Source organism: Streptomyces harbinensis, assembly GCF_900116145.1.
Classification (GTDB): domain Bacteria; phylum Actinomycetota; class Actinomycetes; order Streptomycetales; family Streptomycetaceae; genus Streptomyces; species Streptomyces carpaticus.
Genome location: NZ_FPAB01000003.1, coordinates 588482 through 609628, shown reverse-complemented (window position 1 = coordinate 609628; position 21147 = coordinate 588482). Strand labels below are relative to the sequence as shown.

Below are 21147 nucleotides of genomic sequence, written 5' to 3'. Positions count from 1 at the left end.
ATCCAGCCAAGACACGACGCCGCCCCCGAAGAGGCAGCAAAAAAGGGGAAGCCGGGCAAACACCGCCCGGCTTCCCCAATTCCAGCCCGCCGAAACCTACTTCCGCTGCTTCTTCTCCTCGGCGTCCTGAATCACAGCCTCCGCCACCTGATGCATCGACAACCGCCGATCCATCGACGTCTTCTGAATCCACCGGAACGCCGCCGGCTCCGACAACCCGTACTGCGTCTGCAACACACTCTTCGCCCGATCCACCAGCTTCCGCGTCTCCAGCCGCTGCGCCAGGTCCGCGACCTCCTTGGTCAGCGTCTTCAGCTCGGTGAAGCGCGAGACCGCGATCTCGATCGCCGGAATCACATCGCTCTTGCTGAACGGCTTCACGAGATACGCCATCGCCCCCGCATCACGCGCCCGCTCCACGAGATCGCGCTGCGAGAAGGCGGTCAGCATCAGCACCGGGGCGATGGCCTCCCCGGCGATCTTTTCGGCGGCGGAGATGCCATCCATGACGGGCATTTTCACATCGAGAATGACCAGATCCGGGCGCAGCTCCCGCGCCAGCTCGACGGCCCGCTCACCGTCCCCGGCCTCCCCGACGACGGAATAGCCCTCCTCCTCCAGCATCTCTTTGAGATCCAGCCGGATCAGGGCCTCGTCCTCGGCGATGACGACACGGGTGGTCAACGGCGGCACATGCGCGCTTCCCGCGCCGGTACCGGTGTCAGTGGGCTCGTCGGGGACCTCGGGGGTGCTCACGTTGCTCCTCGTTTCCTGCAGGATGGGGGCACCATTGAGGGTACCTACCTGCGGTACGCTAGTGGCACAGCAGGAAGCTGCAACCTTGCTTTCCAAGGCCCCGGTACTCCAACGGTTAGAGAGACGGTGCTCAAACCACCGACAGTGTGGGTTCGAATCCCACTCGGGGCACTTTGCCTTCGATTCGAAGGTTGATCAGCGATTCGGGACCAGCGCCCCTCTTTCGGGGGAACAACCGTCCGATCGCACGATACGTGCACCGCCTCGCCTCCATGATCGGGCCATGCACGATCCCCTCATCCGGAGCAGAGCAGTCGCGCTCGTTCGCTCCGGTGTCACCAACGCCGACGTTGCCCGACTGCTCGACGTGCCGCCGGGAACCGTCAGTTACTGGACACACATCGATCGGACGGCCTCGGGGACAGCTCCGGGCATCCGGCCTCGCCCGTGCCCACGCTGCGACGGGTGCGACCTGGACGAGGCGGCCTACTCCTACCTCCTGGGTCTCTACCTGGGGGACGGGTACATCGTCCAGCATGCGCAGCACCGTGCACCCGTCCTGGCGATCACCTGTGGCAATGCGTGGCCCGGCCTGATGGACGCCTGCGAAGCGGCGATGCGCTCGGTCTTCCCGGGCAACTCCGTCCACCGTCGCCGCAAGACGGGCTGCGCGGACGTGAAGCTCTCCTCCAAACACCTGACCTGCCTCTTCCCGCAGCACGGCCCCGGCAGGAAGCATGAGCGCCCCATCGCCCTCGAACCGTGGCAACAACGGATCGTCCGCGCTCACCCCTGGGAGTTCGTGCGTGGGCTCATCCATTCGGACGGCTCACGCGTGATCAACTGGACCACCCGGACCATCGCCGGGCAGCCCAAGCGCTACGAATACCCCCGGTACTTCTTCACCAACACCTCGGACGACATCATCCGGCTGTACACCGACACGCTCGACTCCCTGGGCGTGGCCTGGAAACACCTGCGTCAGCGGCGGCGGGCACAGACCATATCCGTGGCCCGGAGGGCGTCCGTGGCGCTCATGGACGCCCATGTCGGTCCGAAGTTCTGAGCGGCCGGCTCGCTACTCGCCGTAGTACGGGAGTGTGGTGCCGGGGATCTCGTACTCCTGGCGGCGTCCGCACATGCCGTAGCCCGCGGCGCGGGTCGGGGTGCTGGTGGTGATGCGGGCGTGGGAGAGGTGGGTGGGGTCGGCCTCGGCGAGGGCGGCCAGGTGTTCTCCGGTGGTGCGGGCGGCTGCCAGGGCGCCGTCCTGCCAGCGGGTGCGCCATTCGGCGACCTTGGGGGCTGCCAGGCGTGCCGCTGCCTGGTGGAAGGCGTGCAGGGGTGCGGGGTCTCCGTCGCGTGTTGCGGTGCGGAGTGTTTCGTAGCCTTCGAGGGCGAGGTCGCGGCGGGTTCGTGCGGCTTGTTCGACGGCTGGGCCTTCTTTGCCGGGGAGGGTGGCTGCGTGGGCGTAGCGGTCGGGGTCGGCGAGGATGTGGGGTGGGAAGGTGAAGACGGCGTCGCCGGCTTCGGGGAGGCCGCTGTTCTGCATGAGGACGGTGACGTGGAGGTTGCCGTCGCCGTTGATCATGCGGTGGATGGTGCCGGGGGTGAACCAGGCGATGACGCCGGGGTGGAGGGGGGTTTCGGTGTATCCGGTGGGGGTGAGGGTTTGCACCGCCCCCTCTCCGGCGGTTACCACGTAGGCCTCGGTGCATGCGAGGTGCATGTGGGGGCTGCCGCCGCAGGCGCCGTCGGGGGCGGGCCAGTCGTAGGCGGTGATGTGGGAGACGCCGATGGCGCCGGGGAGGGGGTTGTGCAGGGTGGTCATGGGGTCCGTCCTGTCGTTACCAGGGGTGGTTCTTCAGGTAGGTGGTGATGTGGTCGGTGTCCCAGGCGCCGTCTGCGATGACGATGCGGTAGCGGTAGTGGAAGGAGTCGCCTGGGGGGAGTTCGAATTCGTCGAAGAAGGCCCAGGAGAAGGCGACGGTGGGGATGGGGGTGGAGCGGACGAACCAGTGGGAGGGGTGGATGGCGGTTTCGGCGCTGTTTTCGGGGGCGTGGTCGAAGATGAGGGTGGAGTGGCCGTCGTGGTCGTCGTGCTGGGCGGTGAAGGCGATCCAGGGGGTGGTGGTGGCGGGGGTGCCCATGGTGTCGGCGTCGGTGCTGGGGCCGGTGGGGGTGAGGATCTGGCCGCCGGTGAAGTCGCGGGGGCCGCGCCATTGGAGGCCGGTGTAGCCGGCCATGGTGCGGCCTGCGGTGGTGGGGCTGCCGAAGTGGAGGGGTTCGCCGCGGATGTTGGTGAGGTCGATGGACCATTCGAGGGTCCAGGCGCTGTGGGTGGTGTCGGCGGTGTGGATGGCGAGGGTGCGGGTTTCGGTGGCCCAGTGCTGGCCGGTGTGGTTGATCCAGGTGAGGTTTTCGGTGATGTCGGCGCGTTCGGGGGTGGTGGTGACGGCGGTGAAGCCGTCGTGGCGCATGGTGCCGACGCGTTCGGGGATGCGCTGGTAGCCCTGGCCGTGGATGTAGGAGTTGCCGCCCCAGAAGTTCTGTTCGGAGAGGTGGCTGGCGGTCATCTGGACGCCTTTGTGCCAGCGGTGGTCGTTGGGGCGGTAGCCGGTGACGAGGTGGCCGGCGAGGGTGCGGAGGGGGTGGGCGTACGGTTTGGGGGATTCGTACGCTTCGGGGTCGGGGCGGTAGACGTAGGAGAGGATTTCGGTGCCTGCGGCGTCGACGCTGATCCGTTCGCCGTGGGTGTGGGTGACGGTGAGGGGGGCGTCGGTCACTGCTGCTCCTCGGTGGTGGCGGGGGCCCAGTCGGGGTGGTTGCCGTGCATGGCGGTGTAGTAGGGGTCGTCGGGGGTGATGTCGCCGGCGTGGACGGGGCGGCCGGTGAAGGCGGCTTTGTAGAGGGCGGCGTTGAATTCGATGGTGCGGCGGGCGTCGGGGCCGCTGCCGGGTGGGCGGGTGCCGGTGCGGTAGGCATGGATGATGCCGGCGAGTTGGGCGGCGTGTGAGCTGGGGGTGTCGTCGGGGTTGGTGCGCCAGTTGGTGACGCGGGTGTCGTCGATGCCGGGTCGGGGGGTGTAGGTCCAGTCGTTGTTGGTGTGGCCGTAGAGGTGGGTGAGTTCGACGGTGGCGTCGTCGCAGTCGATGCGGATGCGGCTGACTTCGTGGGGGGAGAGGACGCTGTTGACGACGGTGGCGATGGTGCCGCCTGCGAAGCGGACGAGGGCGGTGGAGACGTCTTCGCTTTCGATGTCGTGGACGAGGCGGCCGGCGAGGGCGCGGATTTCGGTCCAGTCGCCGAGGAGGTGGAGGAGGAGGTCGGTTTGGTGGATGCCGTGGCCCATGGTGGGGCCGCCGCCTTCGGTGGCCCAGCGTCCGCGCCAGTCGACGGCGTAGTAGTCGGTGTTGCGGTACCAGGTGGTCTGGCAGTGGGCGACGCGGGGGGTGCCGAGTTCGCCGGTGGTGAGGAGGCGGCGGGCGTGGGTGGTGCCGGAGCCGTAGCGGTGCTGGGCGACGACGGCGGCGTAGGGGCCGGTTCCGGCGGGGCCTTCGGCGGCGGTGATGTCGTCGAATTCGGCGAGGGTGAGGCAGAGGGGTTTTTCGGCCCAGACCCAGGCGCCGGCGGTGAGGGCGGCGCGGGCTTGCTGGTGGTGGAGGGAGGGTGGGGTGCCGAGGAGGACGAGTTGGGGGCGCTCGGTTTCCAGCATGGTGGCCAGGTCGGTGTGGCCGGTGACGGGGCCGATGCCGTCGATGGCGGTGGCGGTGGTGTGGAAGGCGTCGAGTCGGTCCTGGTCGATGTCGACGGCGGCGACGAGTTCGAGTTCGTCGAGGTGGGCGGCGATGGCGGGGAGGTGGGCTCCGGTGACGATGCCGCCGGTGCCGACGACGGCGGTGCGGATGCGGGTGCTGGCGGGGTGGTCAGCCATGTGGTGCGACTCCTGGCTGGGCGATAGTAAGCGCTTTCAATCGGAATTCGCCAAAAGCCAACCATGCCGTCGCCCGGCATGACAAGAGGCGCCGCCCGATCCGGGCGGCGCCCGTCGCCGGGTGGGGTGCGGGGTGTCAGTGGGGCGTGTCGTCCTCGCCGACGTGGTGGACCCGTACCAGGTTGGTGGTGCCCGACATGGCGGGCGGGGACCCGGCCGTCATCACCACGGTCTCGCCCTTGCGGCAGCGGCCGAGGCGCAGCAGCTGCTCGTCCATCTGGGTCACCATTTCGTCGGTGGACGCGGCGGTGGGGACCAGGTGGGTCTCGACGCCCCAGGTGAGGGTGAGCTGGGCGTGGGTGGCGGGGTCGGGGGTGAAGGCGATGAGGGGGATGGGTGAGCGGTAGCGGGAGAGCCGGCGGGCGGTGTCGCCGCTCTGGGTGAAGGCGACGAGGAGGGTGGCGCCGAGGAAGTCGCCGATCTCGGCGGCGGCGCGGGCGACGGCGCCGCTCTGGGTGCGGGGTTTGGCCGCTTCGTCGAGGGGGACGAGGCCGCGGGCGAGGACTTCTTCCTCGGCTGCGGTGACGATGCGGCTCATGGTGCGGACGGTTTCGATGGGGTAGCGGCCGACGCTGGTCTCGCCGGAGAGCATGACGGCGTCGGTGCCGTCCATGACGGCGTTGGCGACGTCGGAGGCTTCGGCGCGGGTGGGGCGGGATGCGTCGATCATGGAGTCGAGCATCTGGGTGGCGACGATGACCGGCTTGGCGTTGCGTTTGGCCAGTTTGACGGCGCGTTTTTGGAGCATGGGGACTTCTTCGAGGGGGACTTCGACGCCGAGGTCGCCGCGGGCGACCATGATGCCGTCGAAGGCGTCGACGATGTCCTGGAGGTTCTCCTCGGCCTGGGGTTTTTCGATTTTGGCGATGACGGGGAGGAAGCGGCCCTCTTCGGCCATGACGCGGTGGACGTCCTTGATGTCGTCGCCGGTGCGGACGAAGGAGAGGGCGATGATGTCGACGCCGGTGCGCAGGGCCCAGCGCAGGTCGTCGATGTCCTTGGGTGAGAGGGCGGGGACGGAGACGGCGACGCCGGGGAGGTTGATGCCTTTGTGGTCGGAGATCATGCCGCCTTCGGCGACGGTGGTGTGGATCTCGGGGCCTTCGACGGTGGTGACGTCGAGGGCGACGCGGCCGTCGTCGATGAGGATGCGTTCGCCGGGGCGTACGTCGGTGGCGAGGCCGGCGTAGGTGGTACCGCAGCGGTGCTGGTCGCCTTCGATGTCTTCGGTGGTGATGGTGAAGTGGTCGCCGGGTTCCAGGAGTACGGGGCCTTCGCGGAAGCTGCCGAGCCGGATTTTCGGGCCTTGGAGGTCGGCCAGAATTCCGATGCTGCGCCCTGCTGCGGTGGCGGCGCGGCGTACGCGTTGGTAGCGCTGTTCGTGGTCGCGGTGGCCGCCGTGGCTGAGGTTGAGCCGGGCTACGTCCATTCCTGCTTCGACAAGCGCGGCGATGCGCTCATATGAGTCAGTGGCGGGCCCAAGTGTGCAGACAATTTTTGCTCGGCGCATACCTCAACAGTAGGACGTACCAGCGGGTAGAGAGCTATCGGAAAGTGACCAGGCAACGACCGCAAATTAAAGAGGCATTGACAACTCCCCTCATGAGCAGAAGCCTGCTCTTCTGAGCCGCGCCGCATTTCCGGGCGGCATATGTTCGGAATATTCGGCCGGATTCGCCCCGGAATTGCCGCGCCGGGTGCGCGCCCGGCGTACACCGGGGGCGCACCCGGTACGGGGCGCGGCTCGCGGGACCGGCTCGCGGGAGCGGCCCGGACGCTCAGACGCTCACCCGCCGTGCCCCCTGCCGCTGCCCGCCGGCCCCGGCACCGGCACCGGCGGCCCCGCCGCCCGGCGTCTCCTCCCCGCCACCGCCGGGCCGCAGCCCGAAGGTGGTGAACGCGCTCCGCTCCGGCAGCCGGTACCGCTCCTCCCCCGTCACCGAGTTGAGGATGGTGGCGCTCCGGTGCGCGACCAGCCCGAGGTCCGGTGCGCCGACACCGTGGGTGTGCCGTTCCGCGTTGAGGACGTACACCGAGCCGGTCACCTCCCGGTCCAGGCCGAGCCGGTAGCGTTCGTCCACCGTGATCCGGCCCGCCGCGTCCCGGTGCAGCAGCGGGTCGAGCGCGGCCAGCAGCGGGTCGAGCGGACGTTCCCGGTAGCCGGTCGCCATCACCACCGCCTCCGTCACCAGCCGGGACCGCTCGCCCTGCTCCGCGTGGTCCAGGTGCAGTTCGACCTGTGTGGTGCCGATCCGGCCCGCTGTGCGGACGCTCACCCCGGGGGTGAGCACCACGTCCGGCCAGCCGCCGCCGATGCTGTGCCGGTACAGCTCGTCGTGGATGTCGGCCAGCGTCTGGTGATCGATGGCCTTGTGCAACTGCCACTGACGCGCCACCAGTTCGTCGCGCCGCTGCTCGGGCAGCGCGTGGAAGTAGCGGGTGTAGTCGGGGGTGAAGTGTTCCAGGCCGAGCTTGCTGTACTCCATGGGTGCGAACGCCGGGGTGCGGGTGATCCAGTGCAGCCGTTCGCGTCCGGGCGGGCGGTGGCGCAGCAGGTCGAGGAAGACCTCGGCGCCGGACTGGCCGGAGCCGATGACGGTGATGTGGGCGGCGGCCAGCAGCCGTTCGCGGTGGTCGAGGTAGTCGGCCGAGTGGATGACGGGGACCACCGGGCGTTCGGCGAGCGGACGCAGCGGCCCGGGGATGTGCGGAGCGGTGCCGATGCCGATGGCCAGGTTGCGGGCGTGGGCGCGGCCGACCGCCTCGGCCTCCCCGTCGGGGCCGAGGCGGGTGTAGTCGATGCCGAACAGGCCCTGGGCGGCGTCCCAGCGGACGGCGTCGACGTGGTGCCCGAAACGGAGGGAGGGCAGGCCGCGGCTGACCCAGCGGCAGTAGTCGTCGTACTCGGCGCGCGGGCTGTGGAAGCGTTCGGAGAGGTAGAAGGGGTACAGCCGCTGGTGGTGCCGGAGGTAGTTGAGGAAGCTCCACGGGTTGGTGGGGTCGGCCAGAGTCACCAGGTCGGCGAGGAACGGCACCTGGAGGGTGGCGCCTTCGATGAGCAGGCCGGGGTGCCAGTGGAAGGCGGGGCGCTGTTCGTACCAGGCGGCGGTGAGTCCCGGCTGGGTGTGGGCGAGGGCGGCCAGGGAGAGGTTGGCGGGGCCGATGCCGATGCCGGCGAGGTCGTAGGGCTGCTGGGTGGTCATCGCGGCGGGTCCTGAGGGCGGAGGTCGGCGGGGAGGTCGTGCTGGTCGAGGACCAGCTTGAGCAGGCCGTGCAGATCGCTGCTGTGGGCGTGCGGGTTGAGGAGGGTGGCCTTCAGCCACAGCACGGGCCGGCCGGTGGCGGGGTCGGGGACGCGGGCCCGGCCGAGTACGGCCTGCCCTTCGTGGAGCAGGCGGCGGCGGATGGTGGCGACCTGGGCGTCGGTGGCGCCGTGCGGGCGGAACAGCACGGTGCTGATCCCGGGGCGGGCGCGCAGCCGCAGCCGGGGTTCGGCCTCGATCAGATCGGCGAACTCCTCGGCGGTGGCGCACACCGCGTCCACCAGCGCGCCCAGGCCGTGCCGGCCGAGGGCGCGCAGGGTGACGGCGATTTTGAGGATGTCGGGGCGGCGGGTGGTGCGGATGGAGCGGCCGAGGAGGTCGGGGAGGCCGGCTTCGGTGTCGTCGTCCGCGTTCAGGTAGTCGGCGCGGTGGCCCAGCGGTGCCAGCGCGGAGCGGTCGGGCACCGTCAGCAGGCCGGCGGCGACCGGCTGCCAGCCGAGCTTGTGCAGATCGAGCGTCACGGAATCGGCCCGTTCGATCCCGGCGACCCGGGGCCGGTGGCGGTCGCTGAACAGCAGCGGGCCGCCGTAGGCGGCGTCCACGTGCAGGGTGACGGGGCGCCGGTGGCGGTGGGCGGCCACCACGTCGGCGAGGGCGGCGAGCGGATCGACGGCGCCGGTGTCGGTGGTCCCGGCGGTCGCGACGACCACGGCGGGAGACGGCCGGTCCGGGGCGGGGCACTCCAGCGCGTCCAGCCGGGTCAGCGCCTCGTCGACGGCGGCCGGGTCGAGTACGCCCTGGGGGGTGGGGACCACCAGCGGCTCGGGGAGCCCGAGCAGCCAGGCCGCGCGGTGGACGCTGTGGTGCGCGGCTGCGCCGCAGACCAGCCGCACGCGCGGGCCGTGTGCCTCGCGGGCGAGGAGGACACCGAGCAGGTTGGACTCGGTGCCGCCCGTGGTGACCAGCGCGTCCGGGGCCGTGCCGTCCGGGTGGACCAGGGCACCGATCCCGGCGGTCACCCGCTCTTCGAGGGCGGAGGCGGCGGGGGCCTGGTCCCAGGAGTCCATCGACGGATTGAGCGCGGAGGCCGCCAGATCGGCGGCGGTGGCCACGGCGAGCGGCGGGCAGTGCAGATGGGCCGCGCAGTGCGGATCGGCCGGATCGGCCGCGCCCTCGGCGAGCACCCCCACCAACTCGCGCAGTGCGTCATGAGCCCCCTGCCCCTGCTCGGGCAGTACCGGGGTGCCGCGGTCGGCGACCCGTCTCGCCACCCCGTCCGGTCCCCCGCCGGGCAGTGGCCCGCACCGGGCGGCGGCACCCTCGGCGAGGGCGGCGAGCACGGTCTCGACGAGCGGCCCCAACGCACGCGATCCGGCGGCGCCGCCGGCCAGCAGGGTGGGGTCATGGGGCGGTGAGGCGGGCATGGGAGAGCCCTTTCAACGAGGGCGGATGAGTGGCCACAAGCTACGCGCCACGCGGGCCACCGATCCCACGGAACGCCATTCTTCCCCCGTACGGGTGACGCGGGGGGTGTGGCTTCCCGCCAAGTTCGGGGCCTTGGTTGCGTCCGAGGTTGCTCCTGGTTCGGTTGTCGGGTGCGGGTTCATGCGGCACAGGAGGGTGGGCCCTCACCTTTCGTCCCCCCATGCCCTGCACGTGCTTGCGGGGTTGGGGTTACGACAAGGCAGCGGCGGGGGGGGTGGGGTGGTGGGTGGCCCCGCCGTCGTGACCGAGGCGGCTGCTCGACCCGATGCGGGTTCCGCCTGCCCGGCGCAGGGACTGACCAGTGGTCTAGGGACGGTTCGTGGGTGGGGGTGCAGGTAGCGCGCACCTGCCCTGGCCGCACGTCCGTGCGGTAGTGGCCGTGCGCTGGGCTGATGCGCTCGCGGATGATCCACCATCGCTCCGCCCGGTCCCGGTGACCGCCGCGCCACCTGACGCGGGGCCCCCTTGTCTCGCCCCCGACGCTCCTCATGTCCCGGGGTTGGTCGTGTCACGGGCACCAGCTGCCGCGAACGGGCCAGGGCAGCACATTCACCTCACGTTTCGGGCCGGGCAACAAGCGCCATGCCACTTTCGATCCTCTGCGATCAATACATGCCCTCATCTTCGACGGATTCGATCACTCGGTCTTTCGCATCAGGTCGGCAGCAGAGAGCACGTCGTTCGCGCGGAGAAATGCCGAGCACCACCCAGCGAACACCACCTCCCCGCATCAAAACGCATCACGAACGAGAGACCCTTGCCGCGATGACCGGATTTCCTCGCCTCTTGACCGAATCAGCACACCGCTTTCTGGGAATCCTTCGCTGCGGCTTTCGGGCCGCGTCACCTCCCCGAAAGTGATGAGAAAGTGTCACTCCAGCACCTTCTCCCATCACCCTGGTCCCTTCGCGGCAGCTGGCGCCCGTGACACGACCAACCCCGCGACGCGAAGAGCGTCGGCGGCGAAACCGGTAGGCCCCGCGTCACGTGGCGCGGCGGCCGATCACCCCGGGCGGAGCGATGGTGGATCATCCGCGAGCGCATCAGCCCAGCGCACGGCCACTACCGCACGGACGTGCGGCCAGGGCAGGTGCGCGCTACCTGCACCCCCACCCACGAACCGTCCCTAGACCACTGGTCAGTCCCTGCGCCGGGCAGGCGGAACCTGTATCGGGTCGAGCAGCCGCCTCGGTCACGACGGCGGGGCCACCCACCACCCCACCCCTCCCGCCGCTGCCTTGTCGTAACCCCAACCCCGCAAGCACGGACAGGGCATGGGGACACGAAACAACAACCCCCCACCCTCCCGCGCCGCATGAACCCGCACCCACCCACCCCACCAGGAGCAGCCTCGGACGCAACAGACGTGCCACCCGCTACCCTTCAACCGATGCACCACAGTGAGCCAGCAAAGGAATGGCAAAGCCCTCACTAAACCCCAGCTCAAAAAGGGTCCTCCCCGCAGGCGCGGGGGTGTTCCGGAGATTGAGCGAGAGATCGAACGAACGACAGCGTCCTCCCCGCAGGCGCGGGGGTGTTCCGGATCCGACCGGCCTGAAGTCTCGGTTCGACGCGTCCTCCCCGCAGGCGCGGGGGGTGTTCCGCGGTCGTAGACGAGCCAGACGTGGACCACCGGGTCCTCCCCGCAGGCGCGGGGGTACTACCCGCTTCACGCTTCCGGCCGCCCGCGCAGCGGGCCAGCCCGGTTGGGGCAGGGCCTGGGCCCTGCCCCAACCGGGCGCCGCACCGCCCGGCGCCCCGCCGCGCGACCGCCCCGCCGCGCGGGCGCCCCGCTGCCGGGCGGAGCCCTGCCTCACGCCCAGGGGCGTTCGCGGACGTGGAGGGCGCGGCGGAGGTCGTCTGTTTCGTCGGTCAGTTTGCGGTGGAGTGCCGGTGGCAGGGGTTCCCGCAGGGCCGCTTCCGCGAGGGTGAGGGTGGTGTGGTCCGTGAAGGGGTGGGGGAAGGCGTGGCGTGCCGTGGCCACTGCCAGGGCGTGGCCTCGGCGGGTGGCGACGGCGGCGGCTGCCGGGAAGTAGCGTTCGACGTAGGGGCGCAGCAGGTCGCGTTGGCGTTCTTCCGGTTGCCAGAAGCCTTGGGCCGTGGCGGTGAAGAGGTAGTTGGAGAGGGTGTCGGCGGGGTCGAAGAGGGCGTGCCAGGCGGTGGCTTTGGCTTGGGGGTCGGGGAGGGCGGCCAGGCAGCGGGCGGCTCCTTCTTCGCCTTTCGCGCTGGGGTCGCGTTCGGCTTCGGCGCGGATTTCGGTTTCGTCGGTGGCGCCGAGGGTGGCGAGCCGGTAGAGGATCTGCCAGCGCAGTTCGGGGTCGCGGCCGGCGGTGTCGTCGGCGAGCCAGGTGCGCAGGGGTGCTTCGCCGGTGGCGCTGCGGATGGCGGTGCGCTGGGCGATGAGGTGTTTGGCGTCGTCCTGGCGTTGTGTGGCGTGGTGGGCGAGGTCGGTGGCGAGTTCGGTGAGCAGGGCGAGTGCTTCGGTGCGGGCGGGTTCTTCGCCGGCGAGGTAGCGGTCGGTGATCTGGGTGGTGGCGAAGGCGATGACGCTTTCGACGATGGCGGTTTCGGGTTCGGTGGGCAGGTGGCGGCGGGCGGCTTCCAGGTAGGCGTGTGGGGGGAGTTCGGCGTCGCGGACCATGTCGCGGGCGGCGTTCCATACGACGGTGCGGCTGAGTGGGTCGGGGAGTTGGGAGAGGACGTGCTGGGCGGTGGTCCAGGAGCAGGGGTCGAGTCGTACTTTGGCGTAGGTGAGGTCGCCGTCGTTGACGATGAGGAGGTCGGGGCGGTTGCCGGGGGCGGTGAGGGTGGTGGTGGGCTGGTCGGCGGTGAGTTCGATGTCGTGGGTGGCGCGGTGCTGGGCGCCGTCGTAGGTGCCGATGCGGAGGCGGTGGGGACGGTTGCCCTGGTGGTGGAGGGTCAGGGTCCAGTTGGTGTCCGGTGCTGGGTTCTGTGTGATGTCGGGGGTGAGGAGGTCGGGTCCGCTGGTGCGCAGCCAGGCGTCGGCCCAGGCGTGGACGTCGCGGCCGGAGGCGCGGGCCATGGCGTCGATGAAGTCGGCGAGGGTGGCGTTGCCGAAGCGGTGGCGGGCGAAGTGGTCGTTGACGCCGGCGAGGAAGGTGTCCTGGCCGAGCCAGGTGACGAGTTGGCGGAGGGCGGAGGCGCCTTTGGCGTAGGAGATGCCGTCGAAGTTGAGCCAGGCGGAGGCGGTGTCGGGGACGCCGTCGGGTTCGGGGGCGACGGGGTGGGTGGTGGGGCGCTGGTCGGCGTCGTAGCCCCAGGCTTTGCGGTCGACGGCGAATTCGGTCCAGGGGGTGTAGGTGGGGACGGCGTCGGCGAGGGTCTGGTAGCCCATGAACTCGGCGAAGGACTCGTTGAGCCAGATGTCGTCCCACCAGCGGAGGGTGACGAGGTCGCCGAACCACATGTGGGCCATTTCGTGGGCGATGACGACGCCGCGGAGTTGGCGTTGGGTGTCGGTGACGGCGGAGCGGTAGATGTATTCGTCCCGGAGGGTGACGAGTCCGGGGTTCTCCATGGCGCCGGCGTTGAATTCGGGGACGAAGGCCTGGTCGTAGGAGTCGAAGGGGTAGGGCTCGTCGAGGATGTCGGCGTAGCGGTCGAAGACGGCGCGGGTGATGCCGAGGATTTCGTCGGCGTCGCGGTCGAGGTGGGGGGCGAGTGAGCGGCGTACGTGGATGCCGAAGGGGAGTCCGGCGTGTTCGGTGCGTACGGAGTGGTAGGGGCCGGCGGCGACGGCCATGAGGTAGGTGCTGATGGGTGGGGTGGTGGCGCAGCGCCAGCGGCCGGGGGCGCCGGCGACGGGGGTGGCGATGCCGTTGCCGAGGACGGTCCAGTCCTCGGGGGCGGTGACGGTGACGTCGAAGGTGGCTTTGAGGTCGGGTTGGTCGAAGGCGGCGTAGACCAGTGGGCTGTCGGTCATGCAGCACATGCTGTAGAGGTAGGTGAGGCCGTCGGCGGGGTCGGTGAAGCGGTGCATGCCTTCGCCGGTGTGGGAGTAGGGCATGTCGGCGAGGACGGTGAGTTCGTGGTCGCCGGGGGTGAGGCCGGTGAGGGGGAGGCGGCCGTCGACGAGGGTGCCGGGGTCGAGGTCGTGTCCGTCGAGGGTGGCGCGGTGGAGGGTGTGGGGCCGGATTTCGATGAAGGTGTCGGTGGCGGCCTCGGTGTTCGTGGCGTCCGGGCGGGTGGCGAAGCGCACGGTGGTGGTGGAGGCGAAGGTGGTGTCGCCTCGGGTGAAGTCGAGGTCGATGGTGTAGGTGTGGACCTGGAGCTGTCCGGCCCGGGTCCGGGCTTCGTCACGCGTCAGTGTGGCCATGGTGCTCATGCTGCCAAATGGGACGGGGCCGGACGGCTCTCGGTGGGGTGGGTCAGGCGGGTTCCCAGGTGCATCCGTTGGTTTCGGAGTATTCGCCTTCGTTGACGGTGACGCGGCCGGGGCCTTCGAAGTAGTCGTTGGCGATGATGGAGTCGAATTCGCCGGAGGCGTCGCTGTTGCGGGCCCGGTAGCAGCCGCCCATCAGGCGGTCGGTGCCGCCTTCGGTGCGGTATTCGCCGGGTTCGATGTCCTCGCCGACGAGGTAGGTGCCGGAGCCGAAGGAGACGGTCTCCGGTTCGGGGTCCGGCTCGGGCTCGGGCTCCGGCTCCGGTTCGGGTTCGGGTTCGGGCGCTTTCCGGTCAGCCGGCCGGGGTGGACGGGTCGGTGACCTCGCTCGCGATCGTCTCATGGTGCCGGATGACCTCGGCGATGATGAAGTTCAGCAGCTTCTCGGCGAATGCCGGGTCCAGGTGCGCGCTCTCGGCCAGCTGGCGCAGCCGGGTGATCTGCCGCGCCTCGCGGGCGGGGTCGGCGGGCGGCAGCTGGTGCTGCGCCTTGAGGCGGCCGACCTGCTGGGTGCACTTGAAGCGTTCGGCCAGCATGTGGACGACGGCGGCGTCGATGTTGTCGATGCTCTCCCGCAGCCGTGTCAGCTCGCCACGCACCTCGTCGTCGATGTCACTCATGGGACCAGCCTATGCGGCTTATGCTGCCGTGATGATCGCGACAATGCAGTCCCTGGTGATCGACTGTCCCGACCCGGCGGCCCTCGCCGGCTTCTACCGGTCCATCCTGGGCTGGGAGCTGGATGACTCCCACGCCCCGTGGGTGACGCTCTCGGACCCGGCCACCGGCGGGCGGATCGCCTTCCAGTACGCGCCCGACCACCAGCCGCCGCGCTGGCCGGACCCGGGGCACCCGCAGCAGATGCACCTCGACTTCGACGTACCCGCGCGGGAGGACGTGGACCGGGCGCGACCGCAGGTGGAGGCGCTGGGTGCGCGTTTCCGGCACGACAGCGGCGGTGAGGAACGGGGGTTCGTCGTCTACGAGGACCCGGCCGGGCATCCGTTCTGCCTCTGTTACGGGCAGTTCTGACAGACTCGGCAGCTGAGTGCCCCGGCCCCGACCGCGCCGGGGAGTTGGGGGATGACGGTGGAATCGTTGCGCCCGGGGGATCCGTCCCAGGTGGGTCCGTATCGCATACTCGGCCGGCTCGGGTCCGGTGGTATGGGGCAGGTGTTCCTGGGGCGTGCGCCCGAGGGCCGGTTGGCGGCGGTCAAGTTGGTCCACGCGGAGCTGGCGGCGGACCCGGAGTTCCGTCGCCGCTTCCGCCGGGAGGTGTCCGCCGCCGGACGGGTCAGTGGCACCTGGACGGCTCCGGTGCTGGCGGGCGACACCTCCTCGGCGGTGCCGTGGGTGGCCACCGGGTACATCCCGGGGTTCTCCCTGCACGAGACCGTCCTGGGGTCGTACGGGGTGTTGCCGGAGCGGTCGCTGTGGACGCTGGCGGCCGGTCTCGCCGGGGCGCTGGGCGACATCCACGGCGCGGGGCTGGTGCACCGTGATCTCAAGCCGTCGAATGTGCTGATCGCGCTGGAGGGCCCGAAGGTCATCGACTTCGGGATCGCGCGCGCGGTGGACGCGAGTGTGGCCACGCGTACGGGTTCGATGATCGGTTCGCCGGGGTACATGCCGCCGGAGCAGATCCGGGGCGAGGATGTCACCGGGGCGGTGGACGTGTTCGCGCTCGGTACGGTGCTGGCGTTCGCCGCGACGGGCACCGCGCCGTTCGCGGCCGGGGAGCCCGCGGTCCACACCGTGCTGTACCGGGTGTTGCACGAGGAGCCGGAGCTGGGCGCGCCGGACGGTCCGCTGACCGGTCCGCTGCGGGATCTGGTGGTGCGCTGTCTGGACAAGGAGCCGGCCGGGCGGCCCTCGGTGGCGGAGATCGCCGGGGTTGCCGCGCGCTGCGCGCCGGGGGCGGCGGGGCCGGAGGGCGAGCCGTGGCTGCCGGCCGCGCTGACCGCCCGGCTGGAGCAGCGGGCGGCCGGTGTGCCGGCGCTGGACGGGCCGGTGCCGACGCACGCCGGGACGGGTGCGCCGCCGCCGGCCCTTCCGCAGCCGCCCGCCGGACCGCCGCCCGTGCCACCGCACGCGGCGCCGACCGTCACCGCCGCCGTGCCCGTGCCGTCCGCCCCACCCACCCCGACGGCTCCCGCAACCGGCACCGGCACCGGCACCGGCACCGGCCCCCGCAGGTTCCTGGCGGCCGGGGCCGTCGTCGCCGCGCTCGCGCTCATCGTCGCGCTCACCGTACTGCTGACCCGCACCTCGGGCGGGAACGAGGACCCGTCGGCCGGGCCCGCCCCCGGGGACGGCGCGCCCGGCAAGGCCACGGAAACGGACCGGGACGCCGTCCCGGAGGCGGACCCGGGCAACGACCCGGGGCCGGAGGAGGGAGCACAGGCCCCGCTGTACGGCCTGCTGCCGCCGGAGATCCAGGAGTCGGGCCGGATCCCGGTGCGCACCGGCACCGGGGCGCTGCCGCTGATGTCCTCGCCCTGGGCGGCGGAGGAGACCGGCTTCTACCCGGACCTCGCCGCCGCGCTCGGGGAACGTCTCGGTGTCGAGTTCCGCTTCACCCACACCGACCATGCCCAGCTCCTCAACCAGCTGGCCCACACCCTGGATCCGGCCGGCTGGATCGCGATGGGCGTGATGCCCGCAGCCGCCACCTCGGTCTTCACCGTCTCCAATCTCGACTTCCTCCCGTACTTCGAGGAGAGCTGGGTCCTGATGACGCACGCGGGGGCGTCCCACGGCGCCGCCGCGTTCGCGGATCTGTGCGGGAAGACCGTGGCGACCTGGCGCACCGACGAGGCCGAGGAGGCGGTGGCCCGGCACAGCGCCGGCTGCGCCGATCCGGTGCGCGTCACCGGCCACCTGGAGCCGGAGGATCTGGTCCTGGACCTGCGCAGCGGTGCGGCGGACGCCGTGTACGTCCATCACTCGGGCGCGGTGGCCCTGATGGCGGACAACCCGAACGAACTGGTCATCTCGGACGCCCGGTTCGACCCCGAACCGGTAGGCTTCGCGGTGTCGGTGGGCGCCCCTTCCCTGCGGGACGCGCTCCAGCAGGCGTTGCAGGAGCTGATCGACGACGGAACGTACGGCGAGATCCTGGAGACGTGGGGCATGAGCGAGCTGGCCGTGGAAAGCGCCGCCGTGGTCGTTCCGGACGGCCGGTGAGCGGCGCGGCGTTTCCGCATCTGGCGGCGGTGCGGTCGGCGATCACGGCGCTGTACCGGGGGTTGTCGCCGGGGACGGTGCGGGGGTTCGCCACCAGTGTGCTGCCGGTGGATGTGGCGTTCGACGACGCGGAGGATCTGCGGGCCGGTGTCGAGCGGGTGGCGCTGGTGATGGTGCGGCATCTGGGGCTGCCCGAGGCGCCGGTGCGGGTCCGGTTCACGGAGATGCCGGAGGCGGCATGGGTGGAGCGGGACGGCGGGGCGGGCGGGTACACCGTCGATCTGCACCGCCGTTTCGACGGGCAGCGGCGGGACATCGGGGCGGTGCTGGCGCACGAGGTGATGCATGTGTATCTGCACCGGGCGGGGCTGGGGCTGCCGGTGACCGCGGAGGACGAGATCCTCACCGATACGGCCGCCGCGTATCTGGGGGTGGGCTGGCTGCTGCTGGACGCGTTCCGGGAGGACGCGCTGGGTTCGCAGCGCCTGGGGTATCTGACGCCGCAGGAGTACGGGTACGTGCTCGCGCGGCGGGCGGCGGTGTTCGGGGAGGATCCGCGGATCTGGTTCACGAGCCCGCAGGCGTACGAGGCGTACGAGGCGGGCCGCCGGCTGGCGGAGCGGGACGCGGTCCGGCCGCCGCTGGCCGGCGGGCCGTGGGCGGCGCGGCAGCGGTATGCCGCGGAGCGGGCGCTGGCGGCGCGCGGGCGGGCCGTTCCGGAGGCGATGGCGGGCGGTGGTGCCGGCTATGCCTTCGAACAGGACGGGTCCGGGGGCGGGTTGACGGTGGTGTTCGGCTGTCCGGTGTGCGGGCAGAAGCTGCGGCTGCCGGTGGCGGGGCGGAGCCGGGCGCGGTGCGGGCTGTGCCGTACGGTCCTGGAGTGCGACACCTGAGCGCGGTGCTGCGGCGGGCGCGGGTCAGCCCTTGATGGCGCCGGCGGCCAGTCCGCCGGCGAGCCGGCGCTGCACGAGGACGAAGAAGATCAGTACGGGCACGGTGATGAGGGTGGAGCCGGCCATGACGGCGCCCCAGTCGGTGCTGTACTGGCCGAAGAAGCGGTGCAGTCCGACGGCGGCGGTGTACTTGCTGTCGTTCTGCATGAAGGTGAAGGCGAAGATGAATTCGTTCCAGGCGACGATGAAGGCGAAGATGCTGGTGGCGACCAGGCCGGGGGCCACCAGGGGCAGCAGGACGGAGCGGAACATCCGCCACCAGCCGCAGCCGTCGAGGTAGGCGGCTTCCTCGATCTCCTGCGGGACGGCGGCGACGAAGCCGCGCAGGGTCCAGATGCCGAAGGGCAGGGAGAACGCCAGGTAGACGATGGTGAGGCCGAGCAGGCTGTTGAGCATGCCGAGGTCGCTCATCTGGAGGAAGAGCGGGATGACCAGGGCTTCCAGCGGCACCATCTGCACGATGAGGATCATGAGGAGCACTTTGGTGCGCATCCGGAACCGGAAGCGGGCCACGGCGACGGCGGCGAAGAGGGAGAGCAGCCCGGCGAGCAGCACCGTGCCGGCGCCGACGAGCGCGGAGTTGGCGAGGTAGGTGGTGAAGTCGCCGGTGTCCAGGACGTACCGGAAGTGGTCGAGGGTGAATCCGGAGGGCAGGACGGCGGCGCCGCGGGTGTTCGCGCCGGGGTCGACGGCGGAGCTGACCATCCAGTAGACGGGGAAGAGAGAGAAGACGAGGAGTGCGGTGACGGCGGCGGCGAGTCCGAGGCGGCGTCCGGTCACAGGTCGTCCCTCTCCTTGAACAGGGCCCGGAGGTAGACCACGGTGATGGCGAGCAGCAGCACGGTGAGCAGGACGGCGATCGCCGAGCCCATGCCGTACTCGTTCTTGACGAAGGACTGGTGGTAGGACCAGACGCCGAGGTTGAAGATGTCGGGGTTGGATCCTGAGCCGCCCGGCATGAGGTAGATCTGGGCGAAGACCTTGAAGTCCCAAATGGTGGACAGGATGGTGACGACCGTGAAGACGGGTCTGATGGTCGGCACGGTGATCTTCCAGAACCGCTGCCAGGCGTTCGCGCCGTCCATGAGGGCGGCTTCGGGCAGTTCCCTGGGGATGGTGAGCAGTCCGGCGAACACGGTGATGGCGACGAACGGGAAGCCGTGGTGGACGACGTTGAGGGTGGCGATGGCGTAGAAGGACCAGCGGTCGGTGAACCAGTTGGTCTCGCGGGGTTCGATGAGTCCGAGGGCGTCGAGGCCGCCGCTGACGATGCCGCCCAGTGGGTCGAAGATCCAGATCCAGACGTAGGTGCCGGTGACGGCGGGCATGGCCCAGGCGGTCATGACGACGGTGGAGCAGATGATCCGCCAGGTGCGGCCGAGGCGTTGCAGCAGCAGGGCGACGAGGGTGCCGGTGATGACGGTGAGGGCCACGCAGACGGCGGCGAAGACGACGGTGTTGGGGAGCACCGTGGTCCACAGCGCGCTGTCGGTGAGCAGGGTGGTGTAGTTGTCGAGGCCGGTCCAGTGGGTTTCGCCGGTGTAGATCTGCCGCAGGCCGTAGTCCTGGAAGGAGAGCAGGACGACGCGGAGCAGGGGCCACAGGAGGAGGACGGCGAGGACGGTGAGGGCGGGGGCGAGCAGGAGCCAGGGGCGCAGGGCGCGGGCGCGGCGGGCTCGGCGGGCGCGGCGGGCGGGGTCGGGGGCCGGGCGGTCGGGCCCGGCTTCCCGCCCGGGCCGTGGCCGGGTGGGGCCGGTGGCGCGGTCAGTGGCCAAAGGTCTCGTCCATGGCTGCCGCGGCGGTGTCGGCCGCTTCCTGGACGGAGGCGGAGCCGGCGAGGATGGACTGGAGCATCCGCGGGATGATCTGGGCGCCCTGCACCCGGCCGTACAGTTCGGTGACCGGGACGCTGTGGCCGGCTTCCATCATCTGGGTGGCGAACGGGGCGACGAGCGGGCCGGCTTCGGCGGCGACGTCTTCGAGCAGGGACTGCTGGCCGGGGAAGAACCCGGATTCGTCGGCCCACTTGGCACCGTACTCGCCGGTCGACATCAGCTGGATGAGTTCCCAGGCGAGTTCGGGGTGGTCGCTGGTGAAGTCGCCGAGCAGGGAGCCGCCGACGAAGGAGGGGCTGTACGTGCCGGGCTGCGGTCCGGGGACGGGAACGACGCCGAGCCGGTCGGCCCAGGAGGGGTCGTCGGCGAGCAGGGTGTTGACGGTCCAGTTGCCGTTGATGACCATGGCGGCTTCGCCGTTCTGGAAGCTCTGGAGCTGGTCGGCCTCGGTCCAGGTCTCTGCGGCGGCGACGGACAGGCCGTGTTCGGTGGCGAGGGAGGTGAGGAACTCGATCCCGGCCACGGCCTCGGGGGCGTTGATGGTGGAGGTCCAGCGGCCGGAGTCGTCGGCCTGGGCGATCTGGCCGCCGCCGCCCCAGATGAAGGCGTCCACCGCGTATTCGGTGCCGCCGATCACCGGGAAGGGGATCATGTCGGGTTCGAGTTCCTTGAGCTGGAGCGCGACGTCGAGGAGTTCGTCCCAGGAGGTGGGGGGCTGGAGGCCGTGTTCGGCGAAGAGGTCGGCGCGGTACATGAGGGAGCGGGTGCCCGCGTGCCAGGGCATGCCGTAGGTGGCGCCGTCGACGGTGCCCGCCTCGTGCAGGGCGGGGACGAGGTCGCCGGCGAGGCCGGCCGCCTCGATGTCGCCGGAGAGGTCGCGCAGGGCGCCGACCGCGCCGAATTCCAGGGCCCAGGTGGTGCCGATCTCGGCGACGTCGGGGAGTTCGCGGCCGGCCATGGCGGTGGTGATCCGGTCGTGGGCGTCGGCCCACTGGATGAACTGGACGTTGAGCAAGGCGCCGGTCTTCTCCTCGAAGACGGCTGCCAGTTCCTCGAAGTAGGGTCCGGCGTCCGGGTTGGTGCCTTCCATGATCCACACGTCGAGGGTCGGGCCGGCGCCGGAGCCGTCGCCGGACGAGGAGGACGCGTCGCCGCCGCAGGCGGCGGTGAGCAGGCCGAGGGACAGTGCTGCCGCGCCGGCGAGGAGGCGGCGGCCGGGGGCGTGCGGCATGGCAAGTCCCTTCCGGGGACGGGGAGGTGGCCCGGTGGTGACCGG

The 21147-nt window shown here is 70.9% G+C and carries 17 protein-coding genes and 1 tRNA gene; 5 read left to right on the top strand and 13 right to left on the bottom strand.

The annotated features are described in order from the left end of the window. Positions 1–96: 96 nt before the first annotated feature. A complete protein-coding gene (locus BM385_RS10550; protein ID WP_019433776.1) occupies positions 97–756 on the bottom strand; it encodes an ANTAR domain-containing response regulator in 660 nt (219 codons plus the stop codon). 97 nt (positions 757–853) lie between these two features. Between BM385_RS10550 and BM385_RS10545 the strand changes: the two genes are divergently transcribed. Together BM385_RS10545 and BM385_RS10540 are read left to right on the top strand one after the other, a co-directional pair. Then, positions 854–927, top strand: a tRNA-Leu gene (locus BM385_RS10545). A 112-nt stretch (positions 928–1039) separates the two neighbouring features. Beyond that, entirely contained in the window at positions 1040–1822 is a 783-nt protein-coding gene (locus BM385_RS10540; protein WP_093842867.1) for a hypothetical protein, read from the top strand. A 12-nt stretch (positions 1823–1834) separates the two neighbouring features. Here BM385_RS10540 and BM385_RS10535 read toward each other — a convergent pair whose 3' ends face one another. The 9 genes from BM385_RS10535 to BM385_RS10495 all read right to left on the bottom strand — a co-directional run bounded on the left by BM385_RS10535 (position 1835) and on the right by BM385_RS10495 (position 14517). Further along, the gene (locus tag BM385_RS10535; protein WP_019433774.1) at positions 1835–2584 is read right to left on the bottom strand and encodes a cupin domain-containing protein; all 750 of its coding nucleotides are present in this window, start codon (positions 2582–2584) and stop codon (positions 1835–1837) included. Between the two features lie 16 nt (positions 2585–2600). Then, entirely contained in the window at positions 2601–3539 is a 939-nt protein-coding gene (locus BM385_RS10530; RefSeq protein ID WP_093842866.1) for a DUF6807 domain-containing protein, read from the bottom strand. After that, positions 3536–4687, bottom strand: coding sequence for a Gfo/Idh/MocA family protein (locus BM385_RS10525; RefSeq protein WP_019433772.1), 1152 nt, complete (start codon positions 4685–4687; stop codon positions 3536–3538). Before BM385_RS10525 ends, BM385_RS10530 begins: the two co-directional genes overlap by 4 nt. 136 nt (positions 4688–4823) lie before the next feature. Beyond that, positions 4824–6257, bottom strand: coding sequence for a pyruvate kinase (gene pyk / locus BM385_RS10520; protein ID WP_026047425.1), 1434 nt, complete (start codon positions 6255–6257; stop codon positions 4824–4826). A gap of 268 nt (positions 6258–6525) precedes the next feature. After that, positions 6526–7950: a lysine N(6)-hydroxylase/L-ornithine N(5)-oxygenase family protein gene (locus BM385_RS10515; protein ID WP_093842865.1), complete on the bottom strand. Its 1425-nt coding sequence runs from the start codon at positions 7948–7950 to the stop codon at positions 6526–6528. Next, positions 7947–9434 carry a pyridoxal phosphate-dependent decarboxylase family protein gene (locus BM385_RS10510; RefSeq protein ID WP_019433769.1) on the bottom strand — a complete coding sequence of 496 codons (1488 nt, stop codon included), beginning with the start codon at positions 9432–9434 and terminating at the stop codon, positions 7947–7949. Before BM385_RS10510 ends, BM385_RS10515 begins: the two co-directional genes overlap by 4 nt. Before the next feature lie 1874 nt (positions 9435–11308). Beyond that, complete coding sequence (gene pepN / locus BM385_RS10505) at positions 11309–13831, bottom strand: aminopeptidase N (protein ID WP_019433577.1); 2523 nt, start codon at positions 13829–13831, stop codon at positions 11309–11311. Positions 13832–13883: 52 nt separating this feature from the next. Next, entirely contained in the window at positions 13884–14240 is a 357-nt protein-coding gene (locus BM385_RS10500) for an Rv1352/Rv1906c domain-containing protein (RefSeq protein ID WP_093842864.1), read from the bottom strand. After that, positions 14191–14517 carry a chorismate mutase gene (locus BM385_RS10495; protein WP_093842863.1) on the bottom strand — a complete coding sequence of 109 codons (327 nt, stop codon included), beginning with the start codon at positions 14515–14517 and terminating at the stop codon, positions 14191–14193. The genes BM385_RS10500 and BM385_RS10495 overlap by 50 nt, the downstream gene beginning before the upstream one ends. Positions 14518–14548: 31 nt before the next feature. Here BM385_RS10495 and BM385_RS10490 point away from each other — a divergent pair, with 31 nt between their 5' ends. From BM385_RS10490 to BM385_RS10480, 3 genes are read left to right on the top strand one after another with little or no spacing between them, the layout of a single operon-like run. Then, complete coding sequence (locus BM385_RS10490; RefSeq protein ID WP_175542965.1) at positions 14549–14929, top strand: VOC family protein; 381 nt, start codon at positions 14549–14551, stop codon at positions 14927–14929. 51 nt (positions 14930–14980) lie between these two features. Continuing rightward, positions 14981–17083: a serine/threonine-protein kinase gene (locus BM385_RS10485; RefSeq protein ID WP_093842861.1), complete on the top strand. Its 2103-nt coding sequence runs from the start codon at positions 14981–14983 to the stop codon at positions 17081–17083. Continuing rightward, on the top strand, positions 17080–17976 hold the full coding sequence (locus BM385_RS10480; RefSeq protein WP_093842860.1) for a tautomerase family protein: 897 nt from the start codon (positions 17080–17082) through the stop codon (positions 17974–17976). The genes BM385_RS10485 and BM385_RS10480 overlap by 4 nt, the downstream gene beginning before the upstream one ends. Before the next feature lie 24 nt (positions 17977–18000). Here the strand turns inward: BM385_RS10480 and BM385_RS10475 are convergent, their stop codons facing one another. From BM385_RS10475 to BM385_RS10465, 3 genes are read right to left on the bottom strand one after another with little or no spacing between them, the layout of a single operon-like run. Continuing rightward, positions 18001–18816, bottom strand: coding sequence for a carbohydrate ABC transporter permease (locus BM385_RS10475; protein ID WP_019433582.1), 816 nt, complete (start codon positions 18814–18816; stop codon positions 18001–18003). Next, on the bottom strand, positions 18813–19811 hold the full coding sequence (locus BM385_RS10470) for a carbohydrate ABC transporter permease (protein WP_093842859.1): 999 nt from the start codon (positions 19809–19811) through the stop codon (positions 18813–18815). Before BM385_RS10470 ends, BM385_RS10475 begins: the two co-directional genes overlap by 4 nt. After that, complete coding sequence (locus tag BM385_RS10465; protein ID WP_093842858.1) at positions 19801–21102, bottom strand: extracellular solute-binding protein; 1302 nt, start codon at positions 21100–21102, stop codon at positions 19801–19803. Before BM385_RS10465 ends, BM385_RS10470 begins: the two co-directional genes overlap by 11 nt. Between the last annotated feature and the right edge of the window lie 45 nt (positions 21103–21147).